Source organism: Xanthobacter oligotrophicus (assembly GCF_008364685.1).
GTDB lineage: Bacteria > Pseudomonadota > Alphaproteobacteria > Rhizobiales > Xanthobacteraceae > Xanthobacter > Xanthobacter oligotrophicus.
On sequence record NZ_VTTL01000001.1, the window covers coordinates 502305 to 518005 of the forward strand.

8 protein-coding genes are annotated in these 15701 nt (G+C 67.9%); 6 read left to right on the forward strand and 2 right to left on the reverse strand.

The genetic code is table 11. The features are described 5' to 3' along the window. Positions 1–52: 52 nt before the first annotated feature. The 4 genes from FZ033_RS02180 (at position 53) to FZ033_RS02195 (ending at position 7302) form a co-directional block, all read left to right on the forward strand. Complete coding sequence (locus tag FZ033_RS02180) at positions 53–2467, forward strand: penicillin-binding protein 1A (RefSeq protein ID WP_149574518.1); 2415 nt, start codon at positions 53–55, stop codon at positions 2465–2467. Positions 2468–2728: 261 nt separating this feature from the next. Continuing rightward, positions 2729–5293, forward strand: a complete 2565-nt coding sequence (locus FZ033_RS02185) for an EAL domain-containing protein (RefSeq protein ID WP_149574519.1) — start codon at positions 2729–2731, stop codon at positions 5291–5293. Positions 5294–5522: 229 nt separating this feature from the next. After that, a complete protein-coding gene (gene prfB, locus FZ033_RS02190) occupies positions 5523–6653 on the forward strand; it encodes a peptide chain release factor 2 (protein WP_149574520.1) in 1131 nt (376 codons plus the stop codon). Between the two features lie 268 nt (positions 6654–6921). Further along, complete coding sequence (locus FZ033_RS02195; RefSeq protein ID WP_149574521.1) at positions 6922–7302, forward strand: hypothetical protein; 381 nt, start codon at positions 6922–6924, stop codon at positions 7300–7302. A 60-nt stretch (positions 7303–7362) separates the two neighbouring features. Here the strand turns inward: FZ033_RS02195 and FZ033_RS02200 are convergent, their stop codons facing one another. Next, positions 7363–8076: a glutathione S-transferase family protein gene (locus FZ033_RS02200; RefSeq protein ID WP_149574522.1), complete on the reverse strand. Its 714-nt coding sequence runs from the start codon at positions 8074–8076 to the stop codon at positions 7363–7365. 176 nt (positions 8077–8252) lie between these two features. Then, on the reverse strand, positions 8253–11978 hold the full coding sequence (locus tag FZ033_RS02205) for a vitamin B12-dependent ribonucleotide reductase (protein WP_149574523.1): 3726 nt from the start codon (positions 11976–11978) through the stop codon (positions 8253–8255). A gap of 660 nt (positions 11979–12638) precedes the next feature. On the opposite strand from FZ033_RS02205, the gene FZ033_RS02210 reads away from it, so the two are divergent. After that, positions 12639–13994, forward strand: coding sequence for an MFS transporter (locus FZ033_RS02210; RefSeq protein WP_149574524.1), 1356 nt, complete (start codon positions 12639–12641; stop codon positions 13992–13994). A 142-nt stretch (positions 13995–14136) separates the two neighbouring features. Beyond that, entirely contained in the window at positions 14137–15639 is a 1503-nt protein-coding gene (locus tag FZ033_RS02215; RefSeq protein WP_149574525.1) for a cryptochrome/photolyase family protein, read from the forward strand. The last annotated feature ends 62 nt before the right edge of the window (positions 15640–15701 follow it).

The window sequence follows — 15701 nt, forward strand, 5'->3', positions numbered from 1 at the left end:
CGCGCTATGCGGTGCCGCGCCATATGGGGCGCCGTGGGAGGGAACCGGCGAAATGCGGTTGATCTTGAGGTTTCTGGGGTTCGTTTTCGCGCTCACCACCGTGGTGCTTCTCGCCGGTGCCGCGGGCGCGACCTATTTCGTGTGGAAGTACTCCCAGGACCTCCCAGACTACTCCCAGTTGCAGAACTACGAGCCTCCGGTTATGACCCGCGTGCACGCCGCCGACGGCGCGCTGGTTGCCGAGTATGCCAAGCAGCGCCGTCTCTACATTCCCATCCAGTCCGTGCCCAAGCTGGTCATCGAGGCCTTCCTGTCGGCCGAGGACAAGAATTTCTACGAGCACGGCGGCATCGACCCCACCGGCATTTTCCGCGCAGCGGCCTTCTATTTCCAGAATTACGGCAAGAACGTCCGGCCCCAGGGCGCGTCCACCATCACCCAGCAGGTGGCCAAGAACTTCCTTCTCACCAACGAGGTGTCCCTGGACCGCAAGGTCAAGGAAGCGCTGCTCGCCCTGCGTATCGAGCGCACCTATTCCAAGGACCGCATCCTCGAGCTGTATCTCAACGAGATCTATCTCGGCATGGGCGCCTACGGCATCGCCGCCGCAGCCCTGGTGTATTTCGACAAGTCGGTGGACGAGCTGAACGTGCAGGAGGTGGCCTATCTCGCCGCCCTGCCGAAGGCTCCCTCCTCCTACAACCCGTTCCGCGACCGTTCCCGCGCCACCGATCGCCGCAACTGGGTGATCGACCGCATGGTGGAGAACGGCTTCGTTACCCCGCAGGAGGGCGAGGCGGCCAAGAAGTCGGCCCTGGACGTGACCCCGCGGGCCACCGGCGCGCAGATCTTCGCCGCGGAATATTACGCCGAAGAGGTCCGCCGGCAGATCTACGAGCGCTATGGCGAGCGCAAGCTCTACGAGGGCGGCCTCTCGGTGCGCACGCCGCTTGATCCCAAGCTGCAGGTGCTGGCCAAGAAGACCCTCACCGACGGCCTCGTGCGCTATGACGAGGAGCGCGGCTGGCGCAAGCCCGTCACCCATGTGGACCTCTCCGGCGGGGTCGACTGGGGCGTGAAGCTGGGCGAGATCAAGGAGCTGACCGACATCCCCTGGCGCCTCGCCATCGTGCTGGACGTGGGCAAGGACAATGCGCGCATCGGCCTGCAGCCGCCGCGCACCAAGTCCGGCGCCCGCTCCACCGACCGCGAGGTGGGCCTGATCCCGGTGGACGGCGCCAAATGGACCCGCCGCCCCCTGCCGCAGGTGCTGAAGCCCGGCGACGTGATCTATGTGGAGCCTCTGGGCGACCGCACCGGCCAGTGGCGCCTGCGCCAGCCGCCGGGCGTGGAGGGCGCCATGGTGGTCATGGAACCCACCACAGGCCGCGTGCTCGCCATCTCCGGCGGCTTCTCCTACGACGAAAGCCAGTTCAACCGCGCGACGCAGGCCATGCGCCAGCCCGGCTCATCGTTCAAGCCGCTGGTTTATTCGGCGGCGCTGGACAATGGCTACACGCCCTCCACCATCGTCATGGACGCGCCGTTCGAACTGGAGCAACAGGGACAGGCCACGTGGCGGCCGGAGAATTATTCCGGCAAGTTCTACGGCCCGCAGACCCTGCGCTTCGGCCTGGAGCAGTCGCGCAACGTGATGACCGTGCGCCTTGCCAACGACGTGGGCATGCCCATCGTCGCCGAATACGCCAAGCGCTTCGGCATCTATGACGACATGCCGCCCTATCTGGCCATGGCGCTCGGGTCGGGCGAGACCACCTTGATGCGCATGACCGGCGCCTACGCCATGATCGCCAATGGCGGACGCAAGGTGACGCCCTCGCTCATCGACCGCATCCAGGACCGCTACGGCCACACCATCTTCAAGCACGATGAGCGCGAATGCCGCGGCTGCGAGGCCGACAAGTGGGACAACCAGCCCGAGCCGAGCCTGGTGGACCGCCGCCCGGTGGTGCTCGACCCCATGACCGCCTACCAGATCACCTCCATGATGGAGGGCGTGGTCCAGCGCGGCACCGGCACCGCCCTGAAGGAGCTGGGCAAGCCCATCGCCGGCAAGACCGGCACCACCAACGAGGAGAAGGACGCCTGGTTCATCGGCTTCACGCCGGAAATCGTGGTGGGCGTCTATCTCGGCTACGACAAGCCCAAGCCCATGGGCAAGGGTTCCACCGGCGGCCTCATCTCCGCACCCATCGTGCGTGACTTCATGAAGGTCGCCATCGCCGACCGGCCGGCCATCCCGTTCCGGGTGCCGGCGGGCATCAAGCTGGTGCGCATCGACCGCAAGAGCGGCCAGCGCGCCGGTGCCGGCGACAGCTCCATCCTGGAGGCCTTCAAGCCCGGCACCGCCCCGCCCGACGGCTATAGCGTGGCGGGTTATTCTGGCACCGATGGCTCCGCGCCCGAGCCCAGCGCCCCCGTGCGCACCGGCGGCGGGCTCTACTGAGCCCACGCCTGCCGACCGCGGGCGACATCGGCCTCGGCCGGGCGCGGCGGGGGGCGGTTAACCGAGAAGCGCAGCTTTCTGTACAACATCTGCGGATTCGATAAGCTGCCGTTGGAGCAGGTCGATCCAGTGGGCAGCGGAGCCGTTTCCATGTGACGGACACCAGCCCTCGGATCGAGCTTCCGGGGCAGGCGGACCTTTCATGCCTCGTGTCGTCCGCAATGCGCCTTCTTGGCGCCCTCTCGGCGCGGAGCCGCAGCCATGGGCAAGACGATCGCAGCTCTTCCTCCGGTCGCCGCCAGCCGGGCTGCGGATGCGGTGGTGTTCCTGGACGAGAACGGCATCGTCACCTTCGTCAATGCGGCCGCCGAGCACCTGTGGGGCCTCTCCGCCGCCGCCATGGTCGGCCGCGACGCGCGCGCCGTGTTTCCGGCGGCTCTGCGCTTCGACCCGGCGCTGCGCTGGACCGTAGAGGACACGGTCGGCGCCGACCGGCAGGTGGTGATCACACAGCCGGACGGCTCGAACGCCTTCGCCCTCATCCGCGTGGAGCGGGTGTGGCACGCCGGCAAGCCCGGCTATGCGGCGGTGGTGCAGGCCCTGCCGGGTCCGGCAGGGGCGGCTGAGCACATAAGCATCCTATCCCTGGTCGCCGAGAAGACCGATCGCGGCGTGGTCGTCACCGATGCGCGGCGCCGGATCGTCTACACCAACCGCGCCTTCCAGGAGATGCTCGGCTATGCCGAGGGCGAGGCCGAGGGGCACGCGCTGGAGGATCTGCTGGCCGCCGGCAGGGGAGCCGCCGACCTCGCCGCGCGCATCGACAGCGGCATCAAGCGCCGGGTACCGTTCCCGGAAGACGTGCCGCTGCGCGGCGCCTCCGGCAACGAGGTGTGGGTCTCGGCCATCGTCACCCCGGTGCTGAACCAGGTCACCGGCGCGCTTGAGCACGTGGTCGCCGTGCTGGCGGACATCACCCACACCCGGCTCATGGAGGACCTGCAGCGGCAGGTGCTCGCGGCGCTGGCCGCCGACGCTCCGGCCCGCGATATCCTCGAGCTGCTGTGCCGCAAGGTGGAGGAGCTGGCCCCCGGCGTCCTGTGCTCGATCCTCGGCGTCACCGCCGACGACCGGCTGACGGTGCTGGCCTCCCCCAGCCTGCCGGCCGCATTCTCGAGCGCGGTGGAAGGCCTGCCCATCGGCCCCAAATGCGGCAGCTGCGGCACCTCGGCGTTCCGCGGCGAGGCGGTGATGGTGGAGGACATCGCCACGAGCCCGCTGTGGGAGGAGTTCCAGGACCTTGTGCTTCCGCCCGGCATCAAGGGCTGCTGGTCGATCCCGGCGAGGCTGCGCAGCGGCAAGGTTGCCGCCACCTTCGCCTTCTATTTCCCCGGCCCGCCCTTCGCCGCGCCCTGGCTCGAAAGCGTGGTCTCGGTCTGCTCCGACCTGTGCGCGCTGATCCTGGAGCGCTCTGAAGCACGCGACCGCATCGCCACCCTTGCCACCATCGACACGCTGACCGGCCTGCCCAACCGCCGCCGGCTCATCGAATCCCTGTCCGATCTCATCGCCACGGCGGGCGAGCGCGACGAGCCCCTCGCGGTGCTGATGCTCGACGTGGACCACTTCAAGGACGTGAACGACACCCTCGGCCATTCCATTGGCGACGAGCTTCTGGTGGAGATGGCACGGCGCCTCAAGGCGCAGCTGCGCACCGGGGATACGGTGGGCCGCACCGGCGGCGACGAGTTCGTGGTGCTGGTGCACGACTGCGCCGCGGAAGAGGCAGCGCGCATCGCCCGCCGCCTCATCGACTACATGGGCGCCCCCATTCCGGCGCAGAAGCTGCACCTGACCATGTCGGCGTCGGTGGGCATCGCCCTCTATCCCCAGCACGGCACCAGCGCCGAGACTCTACTGAAGCACGCCGACACCGCCATGCACGAGGCCAAGCGCAAGGACAGGGGCCGGTTCCAGTTCTTCACCGAGGACCTGAACAAAAGGGTGGAGGACCGCCTGGTGCTGTCTGTCGCCCTGCGCGAGGCGGTGCAGAACCACGCCCTGCGCCTCGTCTACCAGCCCCAGATCACCCTCTCGGGCGGCACCCTCTCGAGCGGCACGCTTGCGGGCGGCGCGCTGCACGGCGTGGAGGCCCTCGCCCGCTGGTCCGATCCGGTCCATGGCGAGGTGCCGGCGCCCCGCTTCATCGCGCTGGCGGAGGAATACGGCTTCATCGAAAGCATCGACCAGTGGGCGGTGGATGAGGCCTGCCGGCAGATGGCCCTCTGGCGCGCCGAAGGGGTGGCGGTGCCCCACGTCTCGGTCAACCTCTCCCCCCTGAGCTTCCGCAGCGGCGAGATCGTGGGCATCATCTGCGATGCGCTGGAGCGGCACCACCTCGCCCCCTGCGACCTTCTGGTCGAGATCACCGAGCGGGTGACCATGGACCAGAATCCCAACTCGTTCGCCACCGCGCGCGCCATCGACGCGCTGGGCGTGCGCATCGCCATGGACGATTTCGGCACCGGCTATTCCAGCCTCAGCGCCCTGTCGCGCCTGCCCATCGCCGAGCTGAAGATCGACCGCTCCTTCATGCTGAGCATCGAGCAGGACAGGAACGCCCTCGCCTTGGCCACGGCGGTGATCCTCATCGGCCAGAGCCTCGGCATGGCGGTGGTGGCGGAAGGCGTGGAGACGCCGGCGCAGGCCGACCTGCTGCGCGCCCTCGGCTGCCATGCCGTCCAGGGCTATGTCTTCGCCCGGCCGCTGGAGGCGACGAACGTCGCCGGCTGGCTTGCCGCCAACGCGCCGCCCGCCAAACCCTGACCGCGCGGGATCCCGAACGCGCAAGAACCGGAACGCGGGGAGCGAAGCGCCGCCTCTTCCGTTTACACCCGCGCGCGCCGCCGCTATTTTCCGCGGCCCCCTTCGGTCATGCACCGATCGGCCTCGCGTTGCGGCCGATCGGTGCATGACCTTCCCAGACATGGAGACGGAGTGTCGGCTCGGGCGCCTGGCCCGACCGTATCCCGATCCAGCCGGAGTATGATGAGCCATGCGCGCGGAACTCGCCGCAAAGGTCGACGAGATCAGAGCTTCCCTGGACCTGCTGCGGTCCCACCTCGACGTGGACCGCTCGCGGCGGCGTCTGGCGGAGCTGAACGCCATCGTCGAGGACCCCAAGCTCTGGGACGACCCCGAGCGGGCGCAGAAGCTCATGCAGGAGCGCACCACGCTGGAGGACGGCCTCGGCGCCATCGACCGCGTGCTGCGCGACCTTGACGACAATATCGAGCTGATCGAGCTGGGCGAGGCGGAGGGTGACGAAGGCGTCATCACCGAGGCCGCCGCCTCCCTCGACGGCCTGAAGGCGGAGCTGGCCCGGCGCGAGCTGGAGGCCCTGCTCTCCGGCGAGGCCGATTCCAACGACAGCTATCTGGAAGTCCATGCGGGTGCCGGCGGCACCGACAGCCAGGACTGGGCCGAGATGCTGCTGCGCATGTACCGGCGATGGTGCGAGCGCCACGGCTTCAAGGTGGAGCTGATGGACGAATCCCAGGGCGAGCAGGCCGGGCTGAAGTCCGCCACCATCCAGGTGAAGGGCCACAATGCCTATGGCTGGCTGAAGACCGAGGCCGGCGTGCACCGGCTGGTGCGCATCTCGCCGTTCGATTCCAACGCCCGGCGCCAGACCTCGTTCGCCTCCGTGGACGTCTATCCGGTGGTGGACGACCGCATCGTGGTGGACATCAAGGAAGCCGACGTGCGGGTGGACACCATGCGCTCCGGCGGCGCCGGCGGCCAGCACGTGAACAAGACCGAATCGGCGGTGCGCCTCACCCACATTCCCACCGGCATCGCGGTGGTGAGCGAGGGCGACCGCTCCCAGCACAAGAACCGCGCCACCGCCTGGAACATGCTGCGCGCCAAGCTCTACGACCTGGAGCTGAAGAAGCGCGAGGCCGAGGCCATTGCCGAGCAGGCCGCCAAGACCGACATCGGCTGGGGCCACCAGATCCGCTCCTACGTGCTCCAGCCCTACCAGCTGGTGAAGGACCTGCGCACCGGCGTCACCTCCGGCACCCCGCAGGAGGTGCTGGACGGCGACCTCGATCCCTTCATGCAGGCGGCCCTGGCCCAGCGCGCCTATGGCGGCGGCCCCGACAGCGTGGAGGACGTGGACTGATCCACGCCTGAGCCGGTCCTCCCGTTGGCGGAGCGCCCGGCACATGGTTCCGCATCAAAATCCGATATTGTCTCAGTTCCAAATGCGCCGTCCCCCCTCTCCCGCTTGCGGGAGAGGGTTCTATAGTGCGCCCAGTCGAAGCAGCAGACTTTCAAACTGAGACACCACCAAAATTCCTTTGAGCTTTCTGCCGGTTGGGTCATCCTGATCGGCTCGTAATGTCCCGAGCCGGCCGCTCCCGGCCTCGGGCAAGACGGAGCCGTCGCGCATGACGTATCCGAGGTCGTATCGAACGCCACCGTCCACGGGGCCGCGCCCCGGCCACGCCAGGCCACGCCTCGCTTTGCCGCGCACCATACAGCGCGCCCTGGGCCTTGCCCTGTGCCTGTCCGCGGTCGCGCTCGTGCCGCGTCTCGCCCGCAGCCACGAATGGTATCCGGCCTATTGCTGCTCGGGGCAGGATTGCTACGAGGTCGGGCCGGAGGACGTGGAATTCGTGGGCCAGGGCTATTTCATCAAGGCGACGGGCGAATATTTCCCGCGCGACGCCGTGCCCGAGAGCCCGGACGGCAAGTTCCATCGCTGCTCGATCCAGGGCAAGCGCGAGGCGCGCACCCTCTGCCTGTTCGCGCCGACACCGGCGTTCTGAGGGGAACGGAGCAGGATCAGGTTGCTGCGGGGGCCGACGAGGCGTTGTCCGCTGCCACCTTCAGCCGCCCCCTTGCGGCACGGCCGCCCCGATCAAGGCGTGGATCGCCGTGCAATGCCGCACCAGATTTTCGTGCGCATCGACAAACGCCTTCAACGGCGTCGCGATGGGATAGAAATGGATGTTGGCGAGGAAGCCGTAGATGGCGGCATCCGTGCTGGAGGGGCGCTGCCCGAACAGGAAGCCCTCGGCGGGGACGAGATCGGCCAGCGCGGCGAGGTCCGCGAGCCCGCGCCCATACGCTTCCGGCGGCGCATAGCGGCCGATGCCCTGATAGTAATAGCGCTGGGCGTTGAACGCCTTGGCCCTTTCCAGCGCCTCGGCCGTCAGCACCGGATGCTGGCCCATCAACGCATCGCGGAACTGGGGCCAGAACTCCTCGTCCTTCCAACGGGAATAGGACATGACCCAATACAGGTCGTCCAGCATGCGGGTGACGAGGAGCGCCACGGTGCGCTCGTGTGTGCCGAGATGGTCGTCGAGGGTCACCCCATATGTGCGGCGCACATGGGCGAGGATGGCTTCGCTGTCGCCGATGGCAACCCCATCATCCTCGATATAGGGCAGCTGGCCGCGCGGCGCGGCCGAGGCATCGAAGAGGTGGCGGTGCTCGAACGGCACGCCAGCCAGCTTCAGATAAGCGAAGACCTTGAGGCCGTAGCCATTGTTGTCGGCGACACCGAACAGTTCCGGATAGGAATAGAGGGTGAGCATCTCGGTGAGTTCCCCAATAATCTGGAAACCGTCCAAAGCATTTAAAAGTCGGAGCGGCCGCATCGTTCGGCCGCTCCGACTTCTTCACTTACCCTTTTTGTTGGGTGCCTGCGTCAAAGCAGATGCAGCGACGGATTTTCCACCGCCCCAGGCATCACCCGGGGCGGTTGAAGTTGTCAGCTGCAGCCCGTCGTCCCGCCGCAGGTGTCGCACTTCAGGCAGGTGCCGTTGCGCACCATGGTGAAGTTCATGCACTCAGGGCAGGCCTCGCCCTCATAGCCCTTGGCGCGCGCCTCGGCGCGGGCCTCGGCCTTGCGGGCGGTGGCGCCCCACGGCAGCGACTTGTCCATCAGGCTTTCCACCGCCGCCTCGATCTCCTGCGCCTGCGGCGCCGGCTCGGGCAGCTCGGCCACGTCCGTCTTCAGCGCGGTGGCGCCGAAGGTCGGGGCGCGCAGCACCGTCACGTTGTCGGTGCCGGAGCGGGGCTCGGTGGCCACCGGCTGGGGGGCCAGCAGGTTCACGGTCTTGCCACGCACCAGGCCCTTGGAGACGACGCGGTTCGCCGGGTTCGGCGCCTTGCCCTCGTCCGCGCCCTTGCCGAGGGCGTCGAAGCCGGTCTCGTGGGGGTCCACGTGGCCGAGGTCGTTGCGGCCGAGATAGGACACCGCAAGCTCGCGGAACACATAGTCCAGCATGGAGGTGGCGTACTTGATGGTGTCGTTGCCCTGCACCGGGCCCGCCGGCTCGAAGCGGGTGAAGGTGAAGGCGTCCACATACTCCTCCAGCGGCACGCCGTATTGCAGGCCGAGGGAGATGGCGATGGCGAAGTTGTTGAGGAGCGAGCGGAGCGCCGCGCCCTCCTTGTGCATGTCGATGAAGATCTCGCCGAGGCGGCCGTCATCATATTCGCCGGTGCGCAGATACAGCTTGTGGCCGCCCACCAGCGCCTTCTGGGTGTAGCCCTTGCGACGGTCGGGCATCTTCTCCCGCTCGCGCACCCGATGCTCGACAATGCGCTCCACCACCCGTTCCACGATCTTCTCGGTGACGGTGGCGACCCGCGCCGCGTTGGGCTGGGCCACCAGGGCCTCCACCGCGTCGTCCTCGTCCTCGTCGTCCGCCACAAGCTGGGCGTTGAGGGGCTGGGATAGCTTGGAGCCGTCGCGATAGAGCGCGTTGGCCTTCAGCGCCAGGCGCCAGGACAAGAGGTAGGCCGCCTTGCAATCCTCGACGCTGGCGTCGTTGGGCATGTTGATGGTCTTGGAGATGGCGCCCGTGATGAAGGGCTGCGCCGCCGCCATCATGCGGATGTGGCTCTCCACCGACAGGTAGCGCTTGCCGAGCCGGCCGCACGGAGAGGCGCAGTCGAACACCGGCAGGTGCTGGGCCTTCAGGAAGGGGGCACCCTCGAGAGTCATCGCGCCGCAGACGTGGACGTTGGCCGCGTCGATGTCGAACTTTGAGAACCCCAGGAAGTTCAGGAGGTCGAACTTGGGGTCGGCCAGCTGCGCGGCGGGCACGCCGAGGGCCTGACTGAGGAATTCCTCGCCGAAGGTCCAGCGGTTGAAGGCGAACTTGATATCGAACGCGGTCTTCACCGCGGCCTCGGCCTTGGCGATGGCCGCGTCGTCGAAGCCCTTGGTGCGCAAGGTGGAATGGTTGATGGCCGGGGCCTGCGCCAGCGAGCCGTGGCCCACCGCATAGGCCTCCATCTCGGCGATCTCGGCTTCCGAGTAGCCAAGGGTGCGCAGCGCCTCCGGCACCGCCCGGTTGATGATCTTGAAGTAGCCGCCGCCGGCCAGCTTCTTGAACTTCACCAGGGCAAAGTCGGGTTCGATTCCGGTGGTGTCGCAGTCCATCACCAGGCCGATGGTGCCCGTGGGGGCGATCACCGAGACCTGGGCATTGCGGAAGCCATGCTGCTCGCCCAGCGCCAGAGCCTTGTCCCAGGCCGCGGTGGCATGGGCCACGAGGCGGGTGTCCGGGCAGGACACCTGGTCGAGGGGCACCGGGGCGATGGACAGGCCCTCATAACCGTCCTTGAGGCCGTGGGCGGCGCGGCGGTGGTTGCGCACCACCCGCAGCATGGACTGGGCATTGGCGCTGTAGGCCGGGAACGGACCCAGCTCGGAGGCCATCTCGGCGGAGGTGGCATAGCTCACGCCGGTCATGATGGCCGACAGCGCGCCGCCGATGGCTCGGCCCTGGGGCGAGTCATAGGGGATGCCGCTCGACATGAGCAGGCCGCCGATATTGGCGTAGCCGAGGCCCAAGGTGCGATATTCATAGGACAATTCGGCGATGCGGCGGGACGGGAACTGGGCCATCAGCACCGAGATTTCCAGCACCACGGTCCACAGCCGCACCGCGTGCTCGTAGCTCTCCACGTCGAACCGCTTCTCGGCGTCGCGGAACTGCAGCAGGTTCAGCGAGGCGAGGTTGCAGGCGGTGTCGTCGAGGAACATGTATTCCGAGCATGGGTTGGATGCCCGGATCTCACCGGCCGCCGGGCAGGTGTGCCAGTCGTTCACCGTGGTGTGGAACTGGATGCCGGGATCGGCGCAATGCCAGGCGGCGGCGCCGATCTTCTCCCACAGCTCGCGGGCCTTGACGGTCTTGGCCACCTTGCCGTCGGTGCGGCGGATCAGGTTCCAGTCCGCGTCCGCCTCAACCGCACGCAGGAAGTCGTCGGTGACGCGCACGGAATTGTTGGAATTCTGGCCGGCCACCGTGATGTAGGCCTCGCCGTCCCAATCGGTGTCGTAGATGGAAACGTCGATGTCCTTGTAGCCCTGGCGGGCATACTGAATCACCCGGCGGATGGCGGCGTCGGCCACGCCGGCCTTGCGGGCGGCCTTGATCTCGCGCTTCAGCGCCGGGTTCTTCTCCGGCTCGAAGCAGCTGTCCGCCTCGCCCTCGCAATTCACGCAGGCCTTGAGCACGGCCTTCAGGTGCTTGGCATTGAGCCGGGAGCCGGTGACGAGGGCCGCGACCTTCTGCTCCTCGATCACCTTCCAGTTCACATAGGCCTCGATGTCCGGATGGTCGGCATCCACCACCACCATCTTGGCGGCGCGGCGGGTGGTGCCGCCGGACTTGATGGCGCCCGCCGCGCGGTCGCCGATCTTGAGGAAGCTCATGAGGCCGGACGAGCGGCCACCGCCGGACAGGCGTTCGCCCTCGCCGCGCAGGGACGAGAAATTGGAGCCGGTGCCGGAGCCGTACTTGAACAGGCGCGCCTCGCGCACCCACAGGTCCATGATGCCGCCCTCGTTCACCAGGTCGTCGCTGACGGACTGGATGAAGCAGGCGTGCGGCTGGGGATGCTCATAGGCCGAGGTGGAGGCGAGAAGCTCGCCGCTCTCGTGGTCCACGTAGAAGTGGCCCTGGCCGGGCCCATCGATGCCGTAGGCCCAGAACAGGCCGGTGTTGAACCACTGCGGCGAATTGGGTGCGGCCATCTGCAGGGCGAGCATGTAGCGATGCTCGTCATAGAAGGCCTGGGCGTCGGCTTCGGTGTCGAAATAGCCGCCCTTCCAGCCCCAGTAGGTCCAGGTCCCGGCGAGGCGGTCGAACACCTGCTTGGCCGAGGTCTCGCCGATCAGGCGCTCCTTCTCGGGCAGCGCCGCGAGGGCCGCCTCGTCGGGCACCGAGCGCCACAGGAAGGAGGGAACGGTGTTCTCCTCCACGCTCTTGAGGCGCGCGGGCACGCCGGCCTTGCGGAAATACTTCTGCGCAAGGATGTCGCTCGCCACCTGGGAGAACTGGGCCGGGACCTCGATGCCTTCCTGGCGGAAGACCACCGAGCCGTCCGGGTTCCGGATCTCGCTCACGGTCTCGCGGAACGGAATGTCCGCGTAAGGGGAACGGCCCTCGTGCGTGTAGCGGCGTTCAACGCGCATGACCGGTAGCTCCTTCGGCTCGGCCCCGTGCGGGCCGATCATTCTAAATGATGAATGTGGCAGTCGTGACGATACGTCGGGCACGGCGCAGGACGCCGCGCCGTGGCGGTTCGCAGAACAGGGGTTCTGGGTGTGCGGCTGGCATCCACGACCGATACATGTGGGACGCCCATCGCTCAGAGCCCGAACGCTAGTGCGAGTCTGGCCCCTCGGTCAAACCAGATTTTGCCTTGATCTGGGGCCTCAAACTCACTTCCATACTACATATGGTGGCGCCCATCGGGTTATCAAATCCCTAATGGGCCTTTACCCGGCTCGGTTTTCGCGTCTTCGTGACAGGCCACCCGGCGCGGTGCGCGAAGTGGCGGTCATCACCGTCATCCACAGGCTGAATGCGAGCGGGTGCGCAGGGGCCCGGACGCAACCAAAGCCCGTTCGGGCGACGGCGTCATGCGCATCGCACATGCCAACCATGCAGAATGCGGTATCCGCATGCGTGGCAAACCCGCGCGCAATAATCTATCAAGCGGCCAGCCCACCCGCGCGCGGGACACTTTCGCCTCCCCCGTATCGCGATAGATTATTGCCCAACCCTCCGGCGCATGGCGCCCGTGGAGACCGGGCACGGAGCGAGGCGATCCGGGACAGTTGGAACAGGTCATGTCATCCACCACCGTCGTCGCGTCGGCCGACGAACACCACGCCGTCAACCCGCGCTCCCGCGTCATCCTGGCGAGCCTCGTCGGCACCACCATCGAGTTCTACGACTTCTACGTCTATGCCACGGCGGCGGTGCTGGTGTTCCCGCACCTGTTCTTTCCCGCGAGCGACCCGACCACGGCGCTGCTCGCCTCGTTCGCCGTGTTCGGCGCGGCCATGGTGGCCCGGCCGCTGGGCGCCATCTTCTTCGGCCATCTCGGCGACAAGAAGGGTCGCAAGATCACGTTGGTGGGTGCCCTCCTGACCATGGGCATCGCCACCTTCCTCATCGGCCTCCTGCCCACCTATGCCACCGCCGGCTGGCTGGCCCCCACCCTGCTGGTGGTGCTGCGCCTCGCCCAGGGCTTCGCGCTCGGCGGCGAATGGAGCGGCGCGGCGCTGGTGGCCACCGAGAACGCCCCTCCCGGCAAGCGCGCGGTCTACGGCACCTTCCCCCAGCTCGGCGCGCCCATCGGCTTCATCATCGCCAACGGCCTGTTCCTCATCATCGCGGCGCTGATGCCGTCCTCCGATCCGTCGCGGCCATCCGACGCCTTCCTGTCCTGGGGCTGGCGCATCCCGTTCCTGTTCTCGGCGGTGATGGTGATCGTCGGCCTCTGGGTCCGCTTCAGCCTGGTGGAGAGCAAGGCGTTCGAGAACACGGTGAAGCGCGGCGGCATCCAGAAGGTGCCGCTGGCGGCCGCCTTCAAGACCCACTGGCGTGAGCTGATCCTCGGCACCTTCTACATGCTCGCTACCTACGTGCTGTTCTACCTGATGACCACCTTCTCGCTGAGCTATGGCCGCGCCGCCACCACGGCCGCCCTGCCGGGCCTCGGCTATGACTACCGCACCTTCGTGCTGATGATGATCTGCGGCGTGGTGTTCTTCGGCATCTTCACCATGGTCTCCGGCCCGTGGGCCGACCGCTGGGGCCGCCGGCGCACCCTCATCGCCATCACCTCGGCCATCGCCGTGTTCGGCCTGCTGTGGGTGCCCATCCTGTCGGCCGGCTTCGTGGGCGTCATGGCGTGGCTCGTCATCGGCTTCACGCTGATGGGCCTCACCTTCGGCCCCATGGGCGCGCTGCTGCCGGAGCTGTTCCCGGCCAACGTGCGCTATACCGGCTCGGGCATCTCCTACAATGTGTCGTCCATCCTCGGCGCGGCGGTGGCCCCGTTCATCGCGGTGGCCCTGTGGAGCTATGGCGGCGGCAGCCCGTTCTGGGTCGGCATCTACCTCACCGTGATGGCGCTGTTCACGCTAGTGGCGCTGATTCTCGGCAAGGAAACCCGCGACATCGACATCCACCATTGAGGCGAGGGGGCTCACCGCCCCCTTGGACCCTAGGGGGCTCAAAGCCCCAGGCTGATCGGTAGAGGGGCGCTTAACGCCCCCCTTGCGTCCCCGGCCGATTGGGAGTGAACCTCTTGCGCCCCAAGGGCGTAGGAGGAGCGCCATGAAAGCCGCCCGGTTGCCCACCTCCCAGTTGACGGCCTCCGAGTCCGGTGTCTCCGAGTCGCCGGCCTCCCCATCCCTGCTGTGGTTCCGCGACGACCTGCGGCTCTCCGACAACCCGGCGCTCGCCGCCCTGGCCGAAGCGCGCGCGCCCCTGGCCGCGCTCTATGTGCTCGACGAGGACAGCCCGGGCGTGCGCCCCCTCGGCGGCGCGGCGCGCTGGTGGCTCGCCCAGTCGCTGCGGGCACTGGCCGCCGACCTTGAGGAAAGGGGCGTCCCCCTCATCCTGCGCCGGGGTCCGGCCAATCGGGTGGTGCCGGAGGTCGCGGCGCTGCTGGGCGCCGCCACCGTCGCCTTCAATGATCGCGCCGGCGCGGCGGAGACCAAAGTGGACCACGCGGTGGCCGCGCGGCTCCTGTCCGAAGACCGGCGCGTGCTCAGCTTCTGCGCCCATCTGCTGCACCCGCCCGGCAGCGTCGAAGGGGCATCAGGAGGCATGCCGCGCACCTTCTCGTCCTTCCACCGCGCGGCCCTCAAGGCCCGGCGGCTCGACACCCCCCTGCCCGCGCCGAAACAACTCGAAGGCGTCGCCCATCCCCCGCAGGGCGAGGCGCTGGAGAACTTCGACCTTGAGCCCACCCATCCCGACTGGGCCGGCGGCCTGCGCGCCACATGGACCGCCGGCGAGACGGCCGCCCAGGCGCGCCTTGCCGCCTTCATGGACGCGGGGCTGACGGGCTATGCGGAGGGCCGAGACCGGCCGGACCGGGACCACGTCTCCCGCCTGTCGCCCCACCTGCGCTTCGGCGAAATCTCGCCGCGCCAGATCCTGAGCGCCGTGCGCCATGCCGCCGAGGCCGGCGCGGTGCCGCTGGTGGATGCCGACAAGTTCGAGGCCGAGCTGTACTGGCGGGAATTCTCCTACCACCTCCTCGCCGAGATGCCGGACCTCGCCCGGAGCAACATCCAGCGTGGATTCGACGCCTTCCCCTGGCGCGAATGCCCCGGCGAGCTGAAGGCCTGGCACAAGGGCCTGACCGGCTATCCGCTGGTGGACGCCGGCCTGCGCCAGCTCTGGCAGACCGGGTGGATGCACAATCGGGTGCGCATGGTGGTGGCCTCGTTCCTCGCCAAGCACCTGCTCATCGACTGGCGCTCGGGCGAGGACTGGTTCTGGGACACGCTGGTGGATGCGGACGGCGCCAACAATGCCGCCTCGTGGCAGTGGGTGGCGGGATCGGGGCTCGATGCCGCACCCTATTTCCGCATCTTCAATCCGGTGACCCAGGGCGAGAAATTCGACCCCGACGGCACCTATGTGCGCACCTATGTGCCGGAACTGGGCAAGCTGCCGGCGACCCTCATCCACAAGCCGTGGACGGCGGACGCGGAGACGCTGGCCCACGCCGGCATCCGCCTCGGCCACACCTATCCGCGCCCCCTGGTGGACCATGGCGCGGCGCGGGAGCGGGCCCTGCGCGCCTTCGAATCCACACGGAAATGATGGGGCTTGTCATATTGATACGGCGGGACGCGTTGAGTAACGTGCCACCACATTCATTGAAG